The 17,513-nt window shown below is 71.5% G+C and carries 15 protein-coding genes; 9 read left to right on the top strand and 6 right to left on the bottom strand.

The genetic code is table 11. The features are described 5' to 3' along the window. Positions 1 to 158 precede the first annotated feature (158 nt). From AB0G16_RS15485 to AB0G16_RS15475, 3 genes are read right to left on the bottom strand one after another with little or no spacing between them, the layout of a single operon-like run. A complete protein-coding gene (locus AB0G16_RS15485; protein WP_362804698.1) occupies positions 159 to 929 on the bottom strand; it encodes a sporulation protein in 771 nt (256 codons plus the stop codon). Positions 930 to 958: 29 nt separating this feature from the next. Beyond that, positions 959 to 2,239 (bottom strand): SPFH domain-containing protein, encoded by a 1,281-nt coding sequence (locus AB0G16_RS15480; RefSeq protein WP_362804695.1) that lies wholly within the window; start codon positions 2,237 to 2,239, stop codon positions 959 to 961. Next, positions 2,236 to 3,912 (bottom strand): SPFH domain-containing protein, encoded by a 1,677-nt coding sequence (locus AB0G16_RS15475; RefSeq protein WP_362804692.1) that lies wholly within the window; start codon positions 3,910 to 3,912, stop codon positions 2,236 to 2,238. The genes AB0G16_RS15480 and AB0G16_RS15475 overlap by 4 nt, the downstream gene beginning before the upstream one ends. Positions 3,913 to 4,216: 304 nt before the next feature. Between AB0G16_RS15475 and uvrB the strand changes: the two genes are divergently transcribed. Beyond that, positions 4,217 to 6,328, top strand: a complete 2,112-nt coding sequence (gene uvrB, locus AB0G16_RS15470; RefSeq protein WP_362804689.1) for an excinuclease ABC subunit UvrB — start codon at positions 4,217 to 4,219, stop codon at positions 6,326 to 6,328. 136 nt (positions 6,329 to 6,464) lie between these two features. Next, positions 6,465 to 7,034 (top strand): hypothetical protein, encoded by a 570-nt coding sequence (locus tag AB0G16_RS15465; RefSeq protein WP_362804686.1) that lies wholly within the window; start codon positions 6,465 to 6,467, stop codon positions 7,032 to 7,034. Between the two features lie 208 nt (positions 7,035 to 7,242). On the opposite strand, the gene AB0G16_RS15460 is transcribed toward AB0G16_RS15465, so the two are convergent. From AB0G16_RS15460 to AB0G16_RS15450, 3 genes are all read right to left on the bottom strand, one after another. Continuing rightward, positions 7,243 to 7,857: a hypothetical protein gene (locus tag AB0G16_RS15460; protein WP_362804683.1), complete on the bottom strand. Its 615-nt coding sequence runs from the start codon at positions 7,855 to 7,857 to the stop codon at positions 7,243 to 7,245. A gap of 142 nt (positions 7,858 to 7,999) precedes the next feature. Then, positions 8,000 to 8,593, bottom strand: coding sequence for a DUF4126 domain-containing protein (locus AB0G16_RS15455; protein WP_362804680.1), 594 nt, complete (start codon positions 8,591 to 8,593; stop codon positions 8,000 to 8,002). 79 nt (positions 8,594 to 8,672) lie between these two features. Next, positions 8,673 to 9,524: an acyltransferase gene (locus AB0G16_RS15450; protein ID WP_362804677.1), complete on the bottom strand. Its 852-nt coding sequence runs from the start codon at positions 9,522 to 9,524 to the stop codon at positions 8,673 to 8,675. A gap of 156 nt (positions 9,525 to 9,680) precedes the next feature. Between AB0G16_RS15450 and AB0G16_RS15445 the strand changes: the two genes are divergently transcribed. The 7 genes from AB0G16_RS15445 to AB0G16_RS15415 all read left to right on the top strand — a co-directional run bounded on the left by AB0G16_RS15445 (position 9,681) and on the right by AB0G16_RS15415 (position 17,480). Then, positions 9,681 to 11,351: a CTP synthase gene (locus AB0G16_RS15445; protein WP_362804674.1), complete on the top strand. Its 1,671-nt coding sequence runs from the start codon at positions 9,681 to 9,683 to the stop codon at positions 11,349 to 11,351. A gap of 116 nt (positions 11,352 to 11,467) precedes the next feature. Then, positions 11,468 to 12,079, top strand: coding sequence for an NUDIX hydrolase (locus tag AB0G16_RS15440; RefSeq protein WP_362804810.1), 612 nt, complete (start codon positions 11,468 to 11,470; stop codon positions 12,077 to 12,079). A 12-nt stretch (positions 12,080 to 12,091) separates the two neighbouring features. Beyond that, complete coding sequence (locus AB0G16_RS15435) at positions 12,092 to 13,018, top strand: tyrosine recombinase (protein WP_362804807.1); 927 nt, start codon at positions 12,092 to 12,094, stop codon at positions 13,016 to 13,018. 100 nt (positions 13,019 to 13,118) lie between these two features. Next, positions 13,119 to 14,066 (top strand): ParA family protein, encoded by a 948-nt coding sequence (locus AB0G16_RS15430; RefSeq protein ID WP_362804671.1) that lies wholly within the window; start codon positions 13,119 to 13,121, stop codon positions 14,064 to 14,066. Positions 14,067 to 14,117: 51 nt separating this feature from the next. Beyond that, the gene (locus AB0G16_RS15425) at positions 14,118 to 14,945 is read left to right on the top strand and encodes a segregation/condensation protein A (protein ID WP_362804668.1); all 828 of its coding nucleotides are present in this window, start codon (positions 14,118 to 14,120) and stop codon (positions 14,943 to 14,945) included. Then, complete coding sequence (gene scpB, locus AB0G16_RS15420) at positions 14,938 to 15,576, top strand: SMC-Scp complex subunit ScpB (RefSeq protein ID WP_362804666.1); 639 nt, start codon at positions 14,938 to 14,940, stop codon at positions 15,574 to 15,576. Before AB0G16_RS15425 ends, scpB begins: the two co-directional genes overlap by 8 nt. Further along, positions 15,573 to 17,480 carry a pseudouridine synthase gene (locus AB0G16_RS15415; protein WP_362804662.1) on the top strand — a complete coding sequence of 636 codons (1,908 nt, stop codon included), beginning with the start codon at positions 15,573 to 15,575 and terminating at the stop codon, positions 17,478 to 17,480. The genes scpB and AB0G16_RS15415 overlap by 4 nt, the downstream gene beginning before the upstream one ends. Positions 17,481 to 17,513 lie beyond the last annotated feature (33 nt).

Below are 17,513 nucleotides of genomic sequence, written 5' to 3'. Positions count from 1 at the left end.
GACCCTGGCGGGAACCCTACGGGCCGGGTACGACAGAACGGCGCCGGGCCGCGCCCCGGAGCCCCGGAGCCCTGAAAGTCCTCGCAGCCCTCGGAGCCCCCGGGAACGCGCGTACGGGTGTGCCCCGGAGAGCGGAGCACACCCGTACGGAAAGAAGGTTAGTACCAGCCGCGCTTCTGGGCCATGGCCTGGAGGGCGCCGCGCAGCGACTGCTCCACCTGGCCCGGGTGGTCCTCGTAGCGGACCGTGAAACGGCTGTAGGTGTCGTGGCTGGAGCCGAAGCTGCCGCGCTTGTCGGCCTCCAGGATGATGTCCATCGCCTGCGGGCCCGCGATGAAGGTGAGCTCCAGCTCGTTGAAGTGGCGGCGGTACTCGGGGCCGGCGTAGTACTCGATCTCCTGGAAGAACGGCATCCGCGAGCCCTGCAGCGTGCCGCGCTCCAGGTCGGCCTTCTTGAAGCCGAAGCCCAGGTTGCTCAGCGCGCCGAGCACGTGGTCCTGGGCGGGCAGCGGGTTGACGAACAGCGGGTCGAGGTCGCCCTTGTCGAGCGCGCCGGCCAGGGCGAGCTCGGTGGAGACGCCGAGCTGCATGCCGCGCAGCGGGTGGCCGGCGACGGCGCTGATCGGGGTCTCCCACGGCACCTGGATCTCGAAGGGCGCCGACTGCGGGGCGCCCGCGGCCAGCTGGAAGGAGCCGGTGATCTGCTGGCGCAGGAAGCTGTACGTCGACTTGTACTCGTTGTCGCCGCTCTCGACCTCGACGACGGCGGTGAAGTCGATGAAGATGCCCTCCACCTTGTAGTCGGAGCCGCCGCCGCGGAAGTTGACCTGCCCGCGCAGGACCTCGCCGGGCCGCACGTGCGAGTTCTGCAGGACCGTGTCGACCTCGACACCGGCCCCGAACGCGGCCATCAGCTTACGGAACACCATCTGGACTCCCAGGGGTCGGAGAATTGTTGTCAGGGGTTGTGGATCGAGGGACTGGCCTGGCCGTTGACGCCGCCCGCACCACCCGCGCCGTCGGCGCCGTCGTTCAGCCGGGGCAGCAGCTGGGCCAGCAGCAATGTGGACAACGCGGAGGTGTCGCCGGAGGTTCCTGAGGTTCGCACGACGACCGGCCGCGGGGCGCTCTCGGCGAGCTTGGCGCCCACGTCCAGGCGGCGGCGGGCCAGCTCGTACTGGAGCACGGCGCGGTTGTCGCGGTAGGAGTCGGCGAGCCTGCGCAGCCCCTTGGCCTCGTTCTCGGCCGAGGTGAGCTCGGCGCGGCCCTTGGCCTCGATCTCCCAGCGCACCCGCTGCGCCTCGGTCTCGTGCTCCTCCAGCATGCGGGCGACGTCCTTGCGCGCGGTGTTGGCGGCGGCCCGCACCTCGACGATCCGCGCGTCACGGGTCTTCTTGGAGCGTTCGATCTCCATCAGCAGGGTGTCGATCCGGCGCTTGCGGGTCAGCTCCCACTCGCGCTCGAACGCCGACAGCTCCTTGGCGACCTTCTCGCGGGTGGCCAGGTGCTGCTGGTACTGGTCGGGGAGCTGCACGTCGGGGATGTTGGCGCCGGTGATGCGCACCCCGTAGCGGCCGAGCTGGCGGGTGAGCAGCTCCTGCATGTCGCCGACGTCGGACCCGCGCAGGTCGTAGGCGCGCTCGGTGTGCACCTGGCGGCTGCGCTGGCGGATGGCGTCCTGTACGGCACTGCTGAGCACGAGGTCGAAGTTACCGGCCCCGATGGTACGGACGAAGGCGACCGGGTCGACGATGCGGAACTTCAGGAAGAACTCGATCGACTTGAGCGGGACGTTCTCGGCCGTCGGGCAGGCCGCGATCGGCGCGGAGTAGGGGATCTCGGTGGAGGTGTCGACCACCGCGTCCACCCGGTCCCAGGGCAGCCACAGGTAGTGCCGTCCCGGAGGGAGCGTGCCCACGATGGCGCCCCACCGGCTGCGCACGCCCGTGGTGCCCTCCTCGATCTCGATGATGGCGCGGCGCCACAGCCAGACGGCCGCCGCGAGCAGGGTGAACACCGCCGCGGCCGCCGCCAGCAGGGACAGGGCGCCCCCGGCGAACACCGCGGTGCCCGCCAGGTAGAGGGCCAGCAGGAGCAGGCCCACCCAGGCGAAGCCCCGGCGGTCCTTGGGGATCACCACCGGCACGAGCTGGCCCGACTCGCCGCCGCGCAGCAGCTGGCGGATCTCCGACCACGAGGCCAGCGATTCCTTGATCTTGGAGAACTCCCTGCCGCTCAACGGACCTCCTCCTGTACGGCGCTCGCCGCGTTCTCACCGGTGGTCACGGACTGGGGCACGGACTGGGGCACGGACGCGGCCGTGCCCGCCGCACCGGCCGGGGGCACGCCCGCGTCCGGGACGGGGACGACGGCGTCGGCCGGGGCGTGCAGCAGGGCGGCGATCTCCGCCCCGCGCTTCTCGACGCGCCCGCCGATCTCGCCCGTACGGGCCCTGATCGCGGCCATGTCCGCCTCGGAGAACAGCTGTGCCTCGTGCCCGCCGACGAGCTGCCCGGCCAGGGCGAGCAGGTCGACGTCGGCGGTCTCGCCGACCTGGACCAGGCGCGGCAGGTGCGGGGCGACGGACTCGAGCTTGTCGAGCAGGTCCTGCTGGAACCGGTAGCCGAGGATCTCCGGCGCCTGGGCGGCGCTCAGCGCCCGGATGTCCAGCGCCTGGGCCTCCAGCAGCGCGGCGTTGGCCTTGGCGGTGGACTCGGCCTCCACCAGCCGCTGGCCGCCGGCGGCCTTGGCCTGGTGGGAGGCGCGCTCCAGCGCGGTGTCGATGCGGGCCTGGTGCCCGGCGATCTCGGCGTGGATGGCCGAGAGCTGCTCCTGCAGCCCGGCGAGCTCCTTGATCAGGTCGCCCTCGTTCTGCTCCTTGCGGAGCTGGAGCTCGTACTCGTAGGTGTACGCCTCCTTGGCGACCCTGATCATCTCGGGGGCGGCCAGGTCCATCCGGTACTCCTGGCTGGTCGGCTCGGCGTGCGTGATGTTGACGTCGGTGAGCCGTACGGCGGGCAGGAACTGCTGGTTGAGGTTGTCCAGCATGCCCATGGTGCTCTCGCCGACCAGGTCGTAGATCTCCTCGGCGCGCTGGGCGTAGATCAGCGAGCGGGTGACCTCGCTGATGGCGTTCTGCAGCTTGGCCTGGAAACCGCCGACCGAGCCGAGCACGAAGATGAACTCGGCCGGGTCCTCGATGCGGAACTGCAGGAACAGGTCGACGCTGGCCTTGACGCCCTGCTGGGTGGGAGCCTCGCTGATGGGCGCGTTGAACGGGTACTCGCGGGTGGTGTTGACGATGTAGCTGACCCGCTTCCACGGGTTGAACAGCGTCACCCGCCCCGGCTCGGCGATCTGCACGAGCTTGCCGAACTTGGTGATCAGGGCCTTGCAGCCCTCGGGCACCATGACCACGCTGCGCCGCCACCACAGGAACGCCGCCGCCAGCACCAGCACGACCCAGTAGTGCGGGCCGAACAGCACCCGGGCGCCCTCGGGCAGCCCGGTGGCCACCAGGCCGACCACGCCGAGACCGGCCAGCACGACCAGCGGGACGATCACCCTGGCGGTGGTGCTCCTGGGGATGACCACCGGGGAGATGACGTGGACCGGCTCGCCGTCCGGGCCGTTGCCGCTGAAGCTGCGGTTGACGATCTCGCCGGCCTCGTTCAGCGGCGCGCTGCGGGCCTCGATGACCGTACCCACGGACGCGCCCTGGTCGCGGGCCGCGGTGAAGTCGGAGGGGGTGAGCGCGAAGCCCGCGACGGCCCCGGACCCGCCCTGCCTGCCGCCCTGGCCGGTGAACTGGCCCTGGACCTGGCCGGCGAACTGCTCGGCGGCCTGGCCGACCACCTGGCGCATGTCACCGCCCTGGCCTATCGTCTGGGCCGCGGCCCTGGCGTACTGCATGGCTTCCCTTGGCCGGGACATCACACCTCCGGATTATTCATAGCTCGAAGAGCCGATATATCACGCTTTGTGATCGTGCGCACTCGGGACAGTAAAGGGGATGCCGCTTGCGATCCGCTTGTCAAGCGGTTGACGTGGCCCCGCGCCGAGCGTACGGCGTCCCCGGGAGGCCGTCGCCGGAAGGGGGACGCCCGTCCCCGGGCGGGGGAGGGACGGCCTCCCGGACGCGAGGGACCGGCCCCGGGGGAGGGGGACGGGGCCGTCCGGGGGAGAACTGTCGGTCGCTCCGCCTACAGTGAGACAGGTGAGGCCGGTAACAGATTTGCAGCGCAAGGTGGCCCCCTTCGAGGTCGTCACCGACATGATCCCTTCGGGTGACCAGCCCACCGCGATCGCCGAGCTCGAACGGCGCGTCAAGGCCGGTGACCGGGACAACGTCCTGCTGGGAGCCACGGGCACGGGCAAGACCGCCACGGTCGCCTGGCTGATCGAGCGCGTCCAGAGGCCGACCCTGGTCATCCAGCCCAACAAGACGCTCGCCGCCCAGTTCGCCAACGAGCTGCGCGAGATGATGCCCAACAACGCCGTCGAGTACTTCGTCTCCTACTACGACTACTACCAGCCCGAGGCGTACGTCCCGCAGAGCGACACCTACATCGAGAAGGACTCCTCGATCAACGAGGAGGTCGAGCGGCTCCGTCACTCGGCGACCAACTCGCTGCTGACCCGCCGCGACACCATCGTGGTGGCCTCGGTGTCGTGCATCTACGGCCTGGGCACCCCCCAGGAGTACGTCGACCGCATGGTCAGGCTCAAGGTCGGCCAGGAGATCGAGCGAGACGTCCTGCTCCGCCGCCTCGTCGACATGCAGTACGTCCGCAACGACATGGCCTTCACCCGGGGCACCTTCCGGGTGCGCGGCGACACCATCGAGATCATCCCCAAGTACGAAGAGCTCGCCGTGCGGATCGAGATGTTCGGCGACGAGATCGAGAAGCTCTCGACCATGCACCCGCTGACCGGCGAGGTGATCACCGAGGACACCGAGCTCTACATCTTCCCGGCCTCGCACTACGTCGCGGGCACCGAGCGGATGGAGAACGCCGTCCGGGGCATCGAGGCCGAGCTGGCCGAGACCCTGGAGACCATGGAGCGCCAGGGCAAGCTCCTGGAGGCCCAGCGGCTGCGCATGCGCACCACCTACGACCTGGAGATGATGCGCCAGATCGGCAGCTGCTCCGGCATCGAGAACTACTCGCGCCACATGGACGGCCGCGCCCCGGGCAGCGCGCCCAACACCCTGCTCGACTACTTCCCCGAGGACTTCCTCCTCGTCCTGGACGAGTCCCACCAGACCGTCCCGCAGATCGGCGCCATGTACGAGGGCGACGCCTCCCGCAAGCGCACCCTGGTCGACCACGGCTTCCGCCTGCCGTCGGCCATGGACAACCGCCCGCTGAAGTGGGAGGAGTTCCTGGAGCGCATCGGCCAGACGATCTACCTGTCGGCCACCCCGGGCACCTACGAGCTGGGCCGCTCCAAGGGCGACGTGGTCGAGCAGGTCATCCGGCCGACCGGCCTGATCGACCCCGAGGTGATCGTCAAGCCGACCAAGTCGCAGATCGACGACCTGATCCACGAGATCCGCCTGCGCACCGAGAAGGACGAGCGGGTCCTGGTCACCACGCTGACCAAGAAGATGTCCGAGGACCTCACCGACTACCTGCTGGAGCTCGGCATCCGGGTCCGCTACCTGCACAGCGAGGTCGACACCCTGCGCCGCATCGAGCTCCTGCGCGAGCTGCGGATGGGCGAGTTCGACGTGCTGGTCGGCATCAACCTGCTCCGCGAGGGCCTGGACCTGCCCGAGGTGTCGCTGGTGGCCATCCTCGACGCCGACAAGGAGGGCTTCCTGCGCTCGGAGACCTCCCTGATCCAGACCATCGGCCGCGCGGCCCGCAACGTCTCCGGCCAGGTGCACATGTACGCCGACCGGGTCACCCCCTCGATGGAGCGGGCGATCGACGAGACCAACCGCCGCCGGGCCAAGCAGATCGCCTACAACGAGGCCAACGGCATCGACCCGCAGCCGCTCCGCAAGAAGATCGCCGACATCCTCGACTCGCTCAGCCGCGAGGACGCCGACACCGAGCAGCTCCTCGGCGGCAGCGGCCGTCAGCAGTCGCGCGGCAAGGCCCCGGTGCCCGGTTTCGCGCTCAAGCAGGCGGGCCAGCACGCCAAGGCGATCGCCGGGGAGATGCCCAGGGCCCAGCTGGAGGCGCTGATGGAGTCGCTCACCGCGCAGATGCACCAGGCCGCCGCCGACCTCCAGTTCGAGGTGGCCGCCAGGCTCCGCGACGAGATCAAGGAGCTCAAGCGAGAGGTCCGCGACATGCGCGAGGCCGGGGTCTCCTGACCGGCCGGACCCCCCGGCGTCCCGGGCGGTCCTCGGCCGGGCCGGCAGGAGGCCGGGGGAGGAGACCGGGCGGGCGGGAAACCGGGGGCAGCAAAACGGTTCGCCGGTCTCCGGCGAGTCCGGATACGGTCGGGGGATGCGACGGTGCGCCGGGTGCGGCTGCTGGGAGTACGGCGGGGCACCCGGCTGTGACCGGTGCGCGGCGCTGATCGACCGGATCGTCGAGGACGGCTGGCGGGAGTTCCTGCGGGAACGCTTCGGCCCGGACGGGCCGTCCGCCGAGGAGGAGCCGGTGATCGCCGAGATGATCGCGGACGAGCCCGACCGGCACGGCTGGCGGGTCGTCGACGCCGCTCTCGACCGGATCGGCTGCCCCGGGTGCGGGGGGCCGCTGGGCCGGGGGCCGCGAGGCTGCCCGCCGTGCGACCTCGCCGACGGCTTCCGCTACTCGGCCGTCGAGATCGACCGCCCCCACGTGCCGCCCGGTAACGAGCACGCGATCAGGGTCGGTGTCTCGGTGATCCGCGCCGGGCACCGGCAGTCGCCGAGGACCCTGCTCGGCTGGAGACTCGGCCTGCCCGCCCTGCTGGACGGTTTCCTGCCCACCACCTCCCAGGCCCAGGCACTGCGCGCCCGCATCAACGCCGGAGCCGGCTACGACGACCTCGCCGGCCTCTACGACGACCTCGCGATCACGGACCGATGAACCCGCTCAGGTCGAGGTCGATGTCGACCGGGAAGCCGATTCGGCGGTCCACCCGCCGGTCGGCCCCGGATAGAACCATTCGGGGAAAACGGCTGTCATGAGAGAACCTCCTTCGGCGACACCCCGGAACATTACCTGCAGGAGTCATGGCGACACCCTCCGTGTTCGGCGCGCAGGTCGTTCGGAGCCGCTGGGCCGCGAGGGAGGGTCAGGGGGAGTCGTCGTGGCGGGAGCGGTTGATCATCGTGCGGTTGTAGAGCTCGTCGATCTCGTCCAGCGGGTCGGGCGCGCGGCGGCGGGCCTCGATCTCCAGGTCGGTGCGCCCCTGGATCTGCTCGATGCTCCCGGCCGAGTGCTCCATCTGGTCGTTGCGCAGGTCGGCCCTGATCCGCGCGCAGGACGTGGTCAGCTTGGAGTGGTGCTCGCGCAGCCTGCTCAGGGCCGTGTGGTCGACGTAGGGCGACACCCGGCGTTCCCGGGCGTAGTGGGCGAGCTGGGTGTCCAGCTGCTCGGCGTGCACCGTGATCTCGGCCACCAGGTGGGGCAGGTCGCCCAGGCCCCAGCCGCCACGGAGCGCGTGCTCCACGGCCTGACGGGTCAGTGAGACCTCGCGCTTCAGGTCGAGCCGCATCCGCTCGGTCTCGGCGGCGTCACCGGTGCCCATGGCCGCCACCTGCGAGGCGACCCGGGTGCCGACCTTCCTGGCCTTCTTGGTGGCCTTCTTGCCGACCTTGACCAGCAGGTAGATCCCCACTCCTCCCAGGAGAAGGAAGAACAGCAGGATCACCAGCAGGACGATGAGGAAATCGCCGATCGGAGCCACCTCCCGGCAGGGGTTGGACGGGATGTCACGAGCATAGCCCGCACCGGCGCCCCCGCGGGGGCGCCGGATGCGGCCAGACCGGCCGGTGCCGGTCGGAGGGGACGGCCCGGGCGGCTCGTCGAAGGGCCCGGGCGGAGCGGCGTCATCGCGGGACCGGCTGGGCGGCGCGCCGCCGCCGTCGCAACCGCCGGGTCGCCAGCCAGGCCAGCACCCCGAGCACCGCCAGCACCACGACGACCAGCACCGGGAGGAAGATCGCGACCAGGCTGATGCCCAGCGATCCGGCGTCCTCGACCGTGCTGACCACGGGCGCGCCCACCCCGGCCGTGCCGGCGTTCACCACAGGCCTGGTGGCGGCCTTCATGGTGTGCACGGCCAGCGCGATCCCGATGCCCAGCAGCCAGCTCAGCCAGGGGTTGTGGCTCATCCAGGTCGAGCCGTCCAACCGGGTCGCGGCCTCGGTGGCGCTGAAGACCACGCCGCCGGAGGCCGGGCGGACGACGGTCTGGATCATGTCGTTGACGCTGTCGACCACCGGGACCTTGTCGAGCACGAACTCCGCCAGGAGCAGCACCGCGATGATCCCCAGCACCCAGCCGTTGGTGAGCCAGGCGAACTCCTGCGGCAGCCGGATCTGATCGGTGAAGTTGGCGAGCAGGCCGACCACCAGCAGCGGGATGTAGGCGTTGAGCCCGGCCGCGGTGGAGAGTCCGAGGCCTGTCAGTGCCGCGAGCATCGCACCTCCGTAGTGTTCTCTGCCGGGTTCAACGGCCACCGCCCGCCGAACGATCCCGATCCGGCCGCCCCGGCGGGTATCACTCCGGTATCGACGGGCGTGTCCGTACCGTCACCGGACCCCGTGCCGCGCCCCTCCCGCCCGTGTTGCCCGTGTTGCCCGTGCCGCCCGTGTTCCTCGCGCCGCCCGGATCTCCCGCGTCGTCCAGGCCCTCCGCGTCGTCCAGGCCCTCCAGGGCGGTCGCCGCGCTCACGATGTCCGTCCCGTCGGCCGCGTTCACGACGTCGGCGCCGGCCGGGTGGGGCGGCAGCCAGCCCCGGCCTGGCACGTAGTGGCGCACCACCCTGGCCGGGATGCCCGCGATCACGCTGTGGTCGGGGAACTCCCCGCGCACCACCGCCCCGCCCGCCACCACGCACTGCCTGCCGATCCTGGTTCCCGGCAGGATGATCGCACCGGTGCCCAGCCACGAGCCCGGCCCGATGGAGACCGGGGTGTTGCGCGGCCACTGCCGGCCGATCGGCGCCTCGGGGTCGTCGTAGACGTGGTTCTGGTCGGTGATGTAGACGTACGGGCCGGTGAAGACGTCGTCGCCGATGTCGATCGACTGGTGGCCCACGATGTGACTGCCCCGGCCGATGGAGCAGCTCCGGCCGATCCGCACGATCGAGTCCGGGCCCAGGTCCACGCCCGGCCCCATGCCCGCGGAGACGGAGACCCGCTCACCGATCAGGGTGTGCTCGCCGATCTCGATCCAGGCCTCACCGAAGATCGCCCCCACCGGGAACGACAGGCACGCGCCCTCGCCCAGGTGCCGGAACCGGTAACCGCCGGGGCTGGCCGGGGTGACGGTGCCGGCCTCGCGGACGGCGGCCCAGAGCCGGTGAACGAGGCTGCCCGCGGCACGCCGTACCACATCACGAAGTGACATGACGGACCAAGTTACCGCTCGGTCGGATCCGCCGGGTACGCGGGTCGGGGTCGTCCGGGCCGTCCGCCTGCGCCGTTTGTTATTCTGAGAGCCCGTGGACCTGTAGGCCATTCATAAGGGTGCGCCGACTGATCTGTAACGACCACGGGAGCCTTCTTGCGCAGCGCCGCACACACCAAACATCTGTTCGTCACCGGCGGCGTCGCCTCCAGCCTGGGAAAGGGACTGACGGCCTCCAGCCTCGGACGCCTTCTCAAGCTGCGCGGCCTGCGGGTCACCATGCAGAAGCTCGACCCCTACCTCAACGTCGACCCCGGCACCATGAACCCGTTCCAGCACGGTGAGGTGTTCGTCACCGACGACGGTGCCGAGACCGACCTGGACGTCGGCCACTACGAGCGGTTCCTCGACACCGAGCTGCACGGCTCGGCCAACGTGACCACCGGCCAGGTGTACTCCAACGTCATCGCCAAGGAGCGCCGCGGCGAGTATCTCGGCGACACCGTGCAGGTCATCCCGCACATCACCAACGAGATCAAGGACCGGATCCGGTCCATGGCCGGGCCCGAGGTGGACGTGGTGATCACCGAGGTCGGCGGCACCGTGGGCGACATCGAGTCGCTGCCCTTCCTCGAGGCCGTCCGCCAGGTCCGCCACGAGGTCGGCCGCGACAACGTGTTCTTCCTGCACGTCTCGCTGCTGCCCTACATCGGGCCGAGCGGGGAGCTGAAGACCAAGCCGACCCAGCACTCGGTGGCCGCGCTGCGCAGCATCGGCATCCAGCCCGACGCGATCGTCTGCCGGTCGGACCGGCCGATCACCAACTCGCTCAAGCGCAAGATCAGCCTGATGTGCGACGTCGACGAGGACGCGGTCGTCTCCGCGATCGACGCCGCCAGCATCTACGACATCCCCAAGGTGCTGCACTCCGAAGGGCTGGACGCCTACGTGGTGCGCCGCCTGGGCCTGCCCTTCAGGGACGTCGACTGGAAGGAGTGGGAGCAGCTCCTGCGCCGGGTGCACCGCCCGGCCAACGAGGTCACGATCGCGCTCGTCGGCAAGTACATCGACCTGCCCGACGCCTACCTGTCGGTCACCGAGGCGCTGCGCGCGGGCGGCTTCGCCAACGACGCCCGCGTCAACATCCGCTGGGTCAAGAGCGACGACTGCGAGACCCCCGAGGGCGCCGCCCGCGAGCTCGACGGCGTCGACGGCGTGCTGGTCCCCGGCGGCTTCGGCGTGCGCGGCATCGAGGGCAAGGTCGGCGCGATCCGGCACGCCAGGGAGAACAAGGTCCCGCTGCTCGGCATCTGCCTGGGCATGCAGTGCATGGTCATCGACGCCGCCCGGCACCTGGCCGGCATCGAGGACGCCGGCAGCACCGAGTTCGACGCCGAGACCACCCACCCGGTCATCTCCACCATGGCCGACCAGGAGGACGTCGTCTCCGGCGAACGCGACATGGGCGGCACCATGCGGCTGGGCCTCTACCCGGCCAGGCTCGCCGAGGACTCGCTGGCCCGGCGGCTGTACGGCATGGCCAAGGTCGACGAGCGCCACCGCCACCGCTACGAGGTCAACAACTCCTACCGCGATCAGCTGGAGAAGGTCGGCATGGTCTTCTCCGGGCTCTCGCCCGACGGACGCCTGGTGGAGTACGCCGAGCTGCCCGCCGACGCCCACCCCTTCTTCATCGGCACCCAGGCGCACCCGGAGTTCCGCTCCCGGCCGACCCGGGCGCACCCCCTGTTCAAGGGCCTGATCGCCGCCGCGCTGACGTACGCCGACGTCCGCGGCACCGCCGCCAAGGCCGGGCGGGGCAAGTGAGCGGCCCCGGAGAGGGCACCGAGCCCGCCGCGCCCGCCGCGCCCGCCGGAGGCACCGCGCCCGCCGCGCCCGCCGGGGAGGCCGGCACCGCCGAGGTCGTCGGGGGTCCCGCGGACCTGGAGGTCCGGGACGTGCCCGAGGAGTGGAAGGTCGACTCCCGCACCGAGCGCTTCCGCGCCCGGGTGATCACCGGCGTCACCGAGGCGGTGGTGATGCCGGACGGCGAGGTCGTCAACCGCGACTACGTCGTCCACCCCGGCTCGGTGGCGGTCGTCGCCCTCGACGAGGCGGGCCGGATCCTGCTGCTGCGCCAGTACCGCCACCCCGTGCGGCGGCTGCTGTGGGAGCTGCCCGCCGGGCTGCGCGACGTGGACGGGGAGCCCCTGTACGTCGGGGCCGCCCGCGAGCTCGCCGAGGAGACCGGCTACCGGGCCCGGACCTGGAACGTCCTCGTCGACGCCTTCACCTCGCCGGGCATGGCGGACGAGCGCACCCGGATCTTCCTGGCCAGGGACGTCTCGCCGCTGCCCGAGGGGGAGCTGGACTTCGTCCGCCGGCACGAGGAGGCCGACATGCCGCTGGTCTGGATCCCCCTGTCCGAAGCGGTTCGGCGTGCCATGGCGGGAATGATCCACAATTCCCAAGCCGTGGCCGGTATTCTCGCCGCATACGCCGCTTCGGCGGATGGATTCGCCTCTCTGCGGCCCGCCGACGCACCGGAGGCATGACAGGAGGACACCCTGAGCGAGACGGAGGCCGTCCTCTCCAGCTACCTCGACCACCTGGCGGTGGAGCGGGGCCTGGCCGCCAACACCCTGGCCTCCTACCGCCGTGACCTCCTGCGCTACCTCGAACACCTGAGGAACCTCGGGCGCGTCACCCTCGGCGAGGTCGCCGAGGGTGACGTCACCGCCTTCGTGGCGGCCCTCAGGGAGGGGGACGAGGAACACCGGGCCCTCGTCGCCGCCTCGGCGGCACGGGCCGTCTCCGCCGTGCGGGGCCTGCACCGCTTCGCGCTGACCCAGGGCGTCTGCCGCCACGACCCCGCCCGCCAGGTACGCCCGCCCCGCCAACTGCGGCGACTGCCCAGGGCGATCAGCGTCCGCGACGTGGAGCGGCTGATCGCCGCCTGCGGTCCCGACGGCGCCCCCCTGACCTTGCGCAACCGGGCCCTGCTGGAGCTGCTGTACGGCACCGGCGCGCGCATCTCCGAGGCCGTGGGGCTCACCGTGGACGACGTCGACCTGGGCGCCGGCGCCCAGCGGGTGCGGCTGCGCGGCAAGGGCGGCCGCGCCCGCCTGGTGCCGCTGGGAGGCTTCGCCGGGGAGGCCCTTCGCGCCTACCTCGCCCGCGCCCGCCCCCGCATCGCCGCCCGGGGGCGCGGTGGCCCGGGGCTGTTCCTCAACGCCCGCGGCGGCCGGCTGACCCGCCAGGGCGCCTGGGAGGTCCTGCAGGGCGCGGCCGAACGGGGCGGGCTCGACGGCGTGTCACCACATATGTTGCGACATTCGTTCGCAACGCACCTCCTCGACGGGGGCGCGGACGTTAGGGTGGTTCAGGAACTACTCGGCCACGCCTCGGTGACCACCACCCAGGTGTACACCCAGGTAACGGTCGACGAACTCCGAGAGGTCTGTGCCGCTGCTCATCCGCGCACGCGGGATTGACCTTGCTTATGTCCGGGCGTGCCGCCTTGCCGCATACGTGTTGACGCCATAGTGTCCGTCCGGACGGTTCCGGTTAGAGGCCGTCAGGGAGGTTCGACTGGTGACTGTGACCACCGACGGTTCTATCCGGGGTGCTACTTCGGCAAACCCCGAGAATCCCTGGGGCGACACCAAGACCGCCGGGACCCCTCGCAGCGGGGGAGTCCTCGGCCCGACCGGGCGCCCCCGGCCGGTCTTTCCCGACCCGCCCCCGCGCACGGTGCACGGGCCGGCGCGGGTCGTCGCCATGGTCAACCAGAAGGGCGGGGTCGGCAAGACGACCACCACCATCAACCTGGGAGCCGCGCTGGCGGAGGCCGGGCTGAAGGTGCTGCTCGTCGACTTCGACCCGCAGGGCGCCCTGTCGGTCGGCCTGGGCATCAACCCCCTCCAGCTCGACCTGACGGTCTACAACCTCCTGATGGAGCGGCAGATCACCGCCAGGGACGTGCTGCTGGAGACCGGCGTCGAGCGCATGGACCTGCTGCCCAGCAACATCGACCTGTCGGCCGCCGAGGTCCAGCTCGTCACCGAGGTCGCCCGCGAGCAGGTGCTCGGCCGGGTCATCAAACCCCTGCTGCCCGAGTACGACGTCTGCCTGATCGACTGCCAGCCGTCCCTGGGCCTGCTCACGATCAACGCGCTGGCCTGCGCGCACGGCGTCATGGTGCCGCTGGAGTGCGAGTTCTTCGCGCTGCGCGGCGTCGCGCTGCTGATGGACACGATCATCAAGGTCCAGGAGCGCATCAACGACGAGCTGGTCATCGAGGGCCTGCTCGCCACCATGTACGACGCGCGCACCCTGCACGGCCGCGAGGTGCTGGCCCGGGTCGTGGAGGCGTTCGACGACAAGGTCTACCACACGGTGATCAACCGGACCGTCCGCTTCCCGGACGCGACCGTGGCCGGTGAGCCCATCACCAGCTTCGACTCCTCCTCGCTCGGCGCCAGCGCCTACCGCGAGCTCGCCAGGGAGGTCCTCGCCAGGTGGGCCGCGATGGAGCAGTGATCGTCCCGCCCACGGGCACGGGACGATCATCGGGTACGGGACACTGGGGGGATGACCGAGCAGCCGCGAGCCGAGGATGACACCTTCAAGGTGCATCTGGAGGTCTTCGAGGGCCCGTTCGACCTCCTGCTCGGCCTGATCTCCAAGCACAAGCTGGACATCACCGAGGTCTCGCTCAGCCAGGTCACCGACGAGTTCATCTCCTACATCCGCGCCAGGGGCCCGGAGTGGGACCTGGACCAGACGAGCCACTTCCTGCTCGTCGCGGCCACCCTGCTCGACCTCAAGGCCGCCCGGCTGCTGCCGGCCGGGGAGGTCGACGACGAGGAGGACCTGGCCCTGCTGGAGGCCCGGGACCTGCTCTTCGCCCGCCTGCTGCAGTACCGGGCGTACAAGGAGGTCGTGAAGGTCTTCTCCGCCCGGATGGCCGAGGAGGCGCTGCGCTTTCCCCGGACGGTGCCGATGGAGGCGCGGTTCGCGAGCCTGCTGCCCGCGCTGGTGCTGGGCATCGGCCCCGACCGGCTCGCGGAGATCGCCCGGCGGGCCTTCGCCCCCAAGGTCCCGCCGTCGGTCTCGGTGGCCCACATCTACCAACCGCTCGCCAACGTCCGCGAGCAGGCGGCTATCCTGGTCGAGCGGCTGCGGCGGGTGCGGCGGGCGACCTTCCGGGCCCTCACCTCCGACTGCACCGGCACTTTCGAGGTCGTGGCGCGTTTCCTGGCCGTCCTGGAGCTCTACCGGGAGTCGGCCGTCTCCTTCGAGCAGGTGGAGCCTCTCGGGGATCTGCACGTGACCTGGACCGGCAGCGACGACGGAGACGTCGCCGTGGCCGACGACTACGACGAGACCACCGCGAAGAGAGAGCCAGCCGATGAGTGACGTGGCGCCCGGGCCGGGCCCCACCCCGGACACGGGCCCTGCTCCGGACACCGACCCTGCCACGGGTACGGCCCCGGACACGGGCTCCGAGCCGGGCCTGCGCGCGGGGCTGGAGGCGATCCTGCTGGTGGTGGACGAGCCCGTCGCCGAGATCACCCTGGCCCAGGTGCTGGACCGGCCCGTCGCGGAGGTCTCCCAGGTGATCCGGGAGCTCTCGGCGGAATACACCGGGGCCGGACGGGGTTTCGACCTCAGAGAGGTCGCGGGCGGCTGGCGGTTCTACACGCGGGCCGAGTGCGCGCCTCTCGTCGAGCGGTTCGTCCGCGACGGCCAGCAGACGCGCCTGACCCAGGCCGCGCTGGAGACCCTGGCCGTGGTCGCCTACCGGCAGCCGGTGAGCCGGGCACGGGTGGCGGCCATCCGCGGTGTCAACAGCGACGGCGTCATGCGCACGCTGGTGACCAGGGGGCTGGTCGAGGAGGCCGGCACCGAACCGGAGAGCCAAGCCGTGCTCTACCGGACGAGTTCGTATTTTCTCGAGCGGATGGGCCTGCGGGAGCTCGACGAGCTTCCCGAACTGGCGCCCTTCCTGCCCGACGACATGGAATCCCTAGAGGAGCAGAAGCAGTGAACAACAGGCGCAGTACCCCGTCCGGTGATGGACGCGGTCAAGGCCGTGGCGGAGCCCCGCGCGGCGGAGGTTCCCGTGGAGGGTCGCAGTCCGGTGGATTCCGGGGCGGATCATCCCGGGGTGGATCGTCCTCGGGCGGTTCCCGCGGGGGGTCGTCGGGCGGTTTCCGTCCGGACGCTCCGCGCAGGGACGACCGGGGCGGTTTCCGCGCGGAGCGCGACGGCTCGCGGAGCCGGTTCGGCGGCCCCTCCGGCGACCGGCAGGGCGGCGGCCACCGTTCCGACGGCCCGCGCCGCGACGACCGCGGTGACTTCCGTTCCGACGGCCCGCGCGGGGACGACCGGGGCGGCTTCCGTTCCGACGCTCCGCGCAGGGACGACCGGGGCGGTTTCCGCGCGGAGCGCGACGGCTCGCGGAGCCGGTTCGGCGGCCCCTCCGGCGACCGGCAGGGCGGCGGCCACCGCTCCGACGGCCCGCGCCGCGACGACCGGGGAGGCTCCTCCTTCGGCGGATCGCGTGACGGCGACGCGCGTAGCCGGTTCGGGGGTTCTTCCGGCGACCGGCAGGGCGGCTTCCGTTCCGACGGCCCGCGCAGGGAAGACCGGGGCGGCTTCCGCTCCGACGGCCCGGGCCGCGACGACCGGGGCGGTTACCGCTCCGACGGCCCGCGCAGGGAAGACCGGGGCGGTTACCGCTCCGACGGCCCGGGCCGTGACGACCGGGGTGACCGGGGCGGTTCCTCCTTCGGCGGGTCCCGCGACGGTTCGCGGGGCGGTTTCCGTTCCGACGGCCCGAGCCGTGACGACCGGAGCGGTTTCCGCGCCGACCGGGACGGCTCCCGGGGAAGGCCCGGCTCCGACCGCCGGGGCGGCGCGCCGGCCGGTGGCTCCCGTGGTCGTTTCGGCAGGAACGACCGCCGCGACGGCGTCCAGACCATCGGCGGTGGCCGGGCCGAGGCGTACGGCGAGCGCCGCCCCTCCGACCGGAACCCGGCCGACCGGAACCCGGCGGGCCGGTCCTCCACCGGCCGCGCCTCCACCGGGCGGGCTTCCGGGGGCAAGGCCCCGCTCCGGCCCGGCACGATCGCGAACGACCGGTTCAAGACCGCTCGCCAGCCCAGGCGTGACTCCGACTTCTACGACCGCGACTACGTCGACGAGCGCGACACCACCGAGGTCCCGGACGGCGTCCGGCTGCAGAAGGTCCTCGCCCAGGCGGGCGTGGCCAGCCGCCGGGCCTGCGAGGACATGATCGGCGAGGGGCGGGTGACGGTCGACGGCCAGGTGGTGCGCCGCTTCGGCGCCCGCGTCGACCCGGCCAAGCAGGTCATCCACGTCGACGGCAAGCGCCTGCCGACCATGCCCGACCTGGTCTATCTCGCGATCAACAAGCCGATCGGCGTGGTCAGCACCATGTCCGACCCGGACGGGCGGCCCTCGCTGGCCGACTTCGTGGCCGACCGCACCGAGCGCCTGTTCCACGTGGGCCGACTCGACACCGAGACCGAGGGACTGATCCTGCTCACCAACGACGGTGAGCTGGCCAACCGCCTGACCCACCCGAGCTACGGCGTGCAGAAGAAGTACTGGGCGAAGGTGCCGGGCCGGATCGAGCGCGACCTCGGCCGCCGCCTGAAGAAGGGCGTCGAGCTGGAGGACGGCCTGGCCAAGGCCGACTCCTTCAGCCTGGTCCAGGAGCACGGCCAGCAGGCCCTGGTCGAGATCGTCCTGCACGAGGGCCGCAAGCACATCGTCCGCCGGATGCTGGAGGAGGTCGGCCACCCGGTCATCGACCTGGCCAGGATCGAGTTCGGCCCGGTCAAGCTGGGCCGGCTCAAGCCGGGCACAGTCCGCGCGCTGACCCTCACCGAGGTCGGGGAACTCTACGCGGCGGTCGGGCTGTAACCTGCCTGATACGCGAGTCAGGACACGCCGGAC

The sequence above is a fragment of the Streptosporangium sp. NPDC023615 genome, from assembly GCF_040640155.1.
In the GTDB taxonomy this organism is placed as follows: Bacteria; Actinomycetota; Actinomycetes; order Streptosporangiales; family Streptosporangiaceae; genus Streptosporangium.
This window is presented reverse-complemented; position numbering and strand designations above follow the sequence as displayed.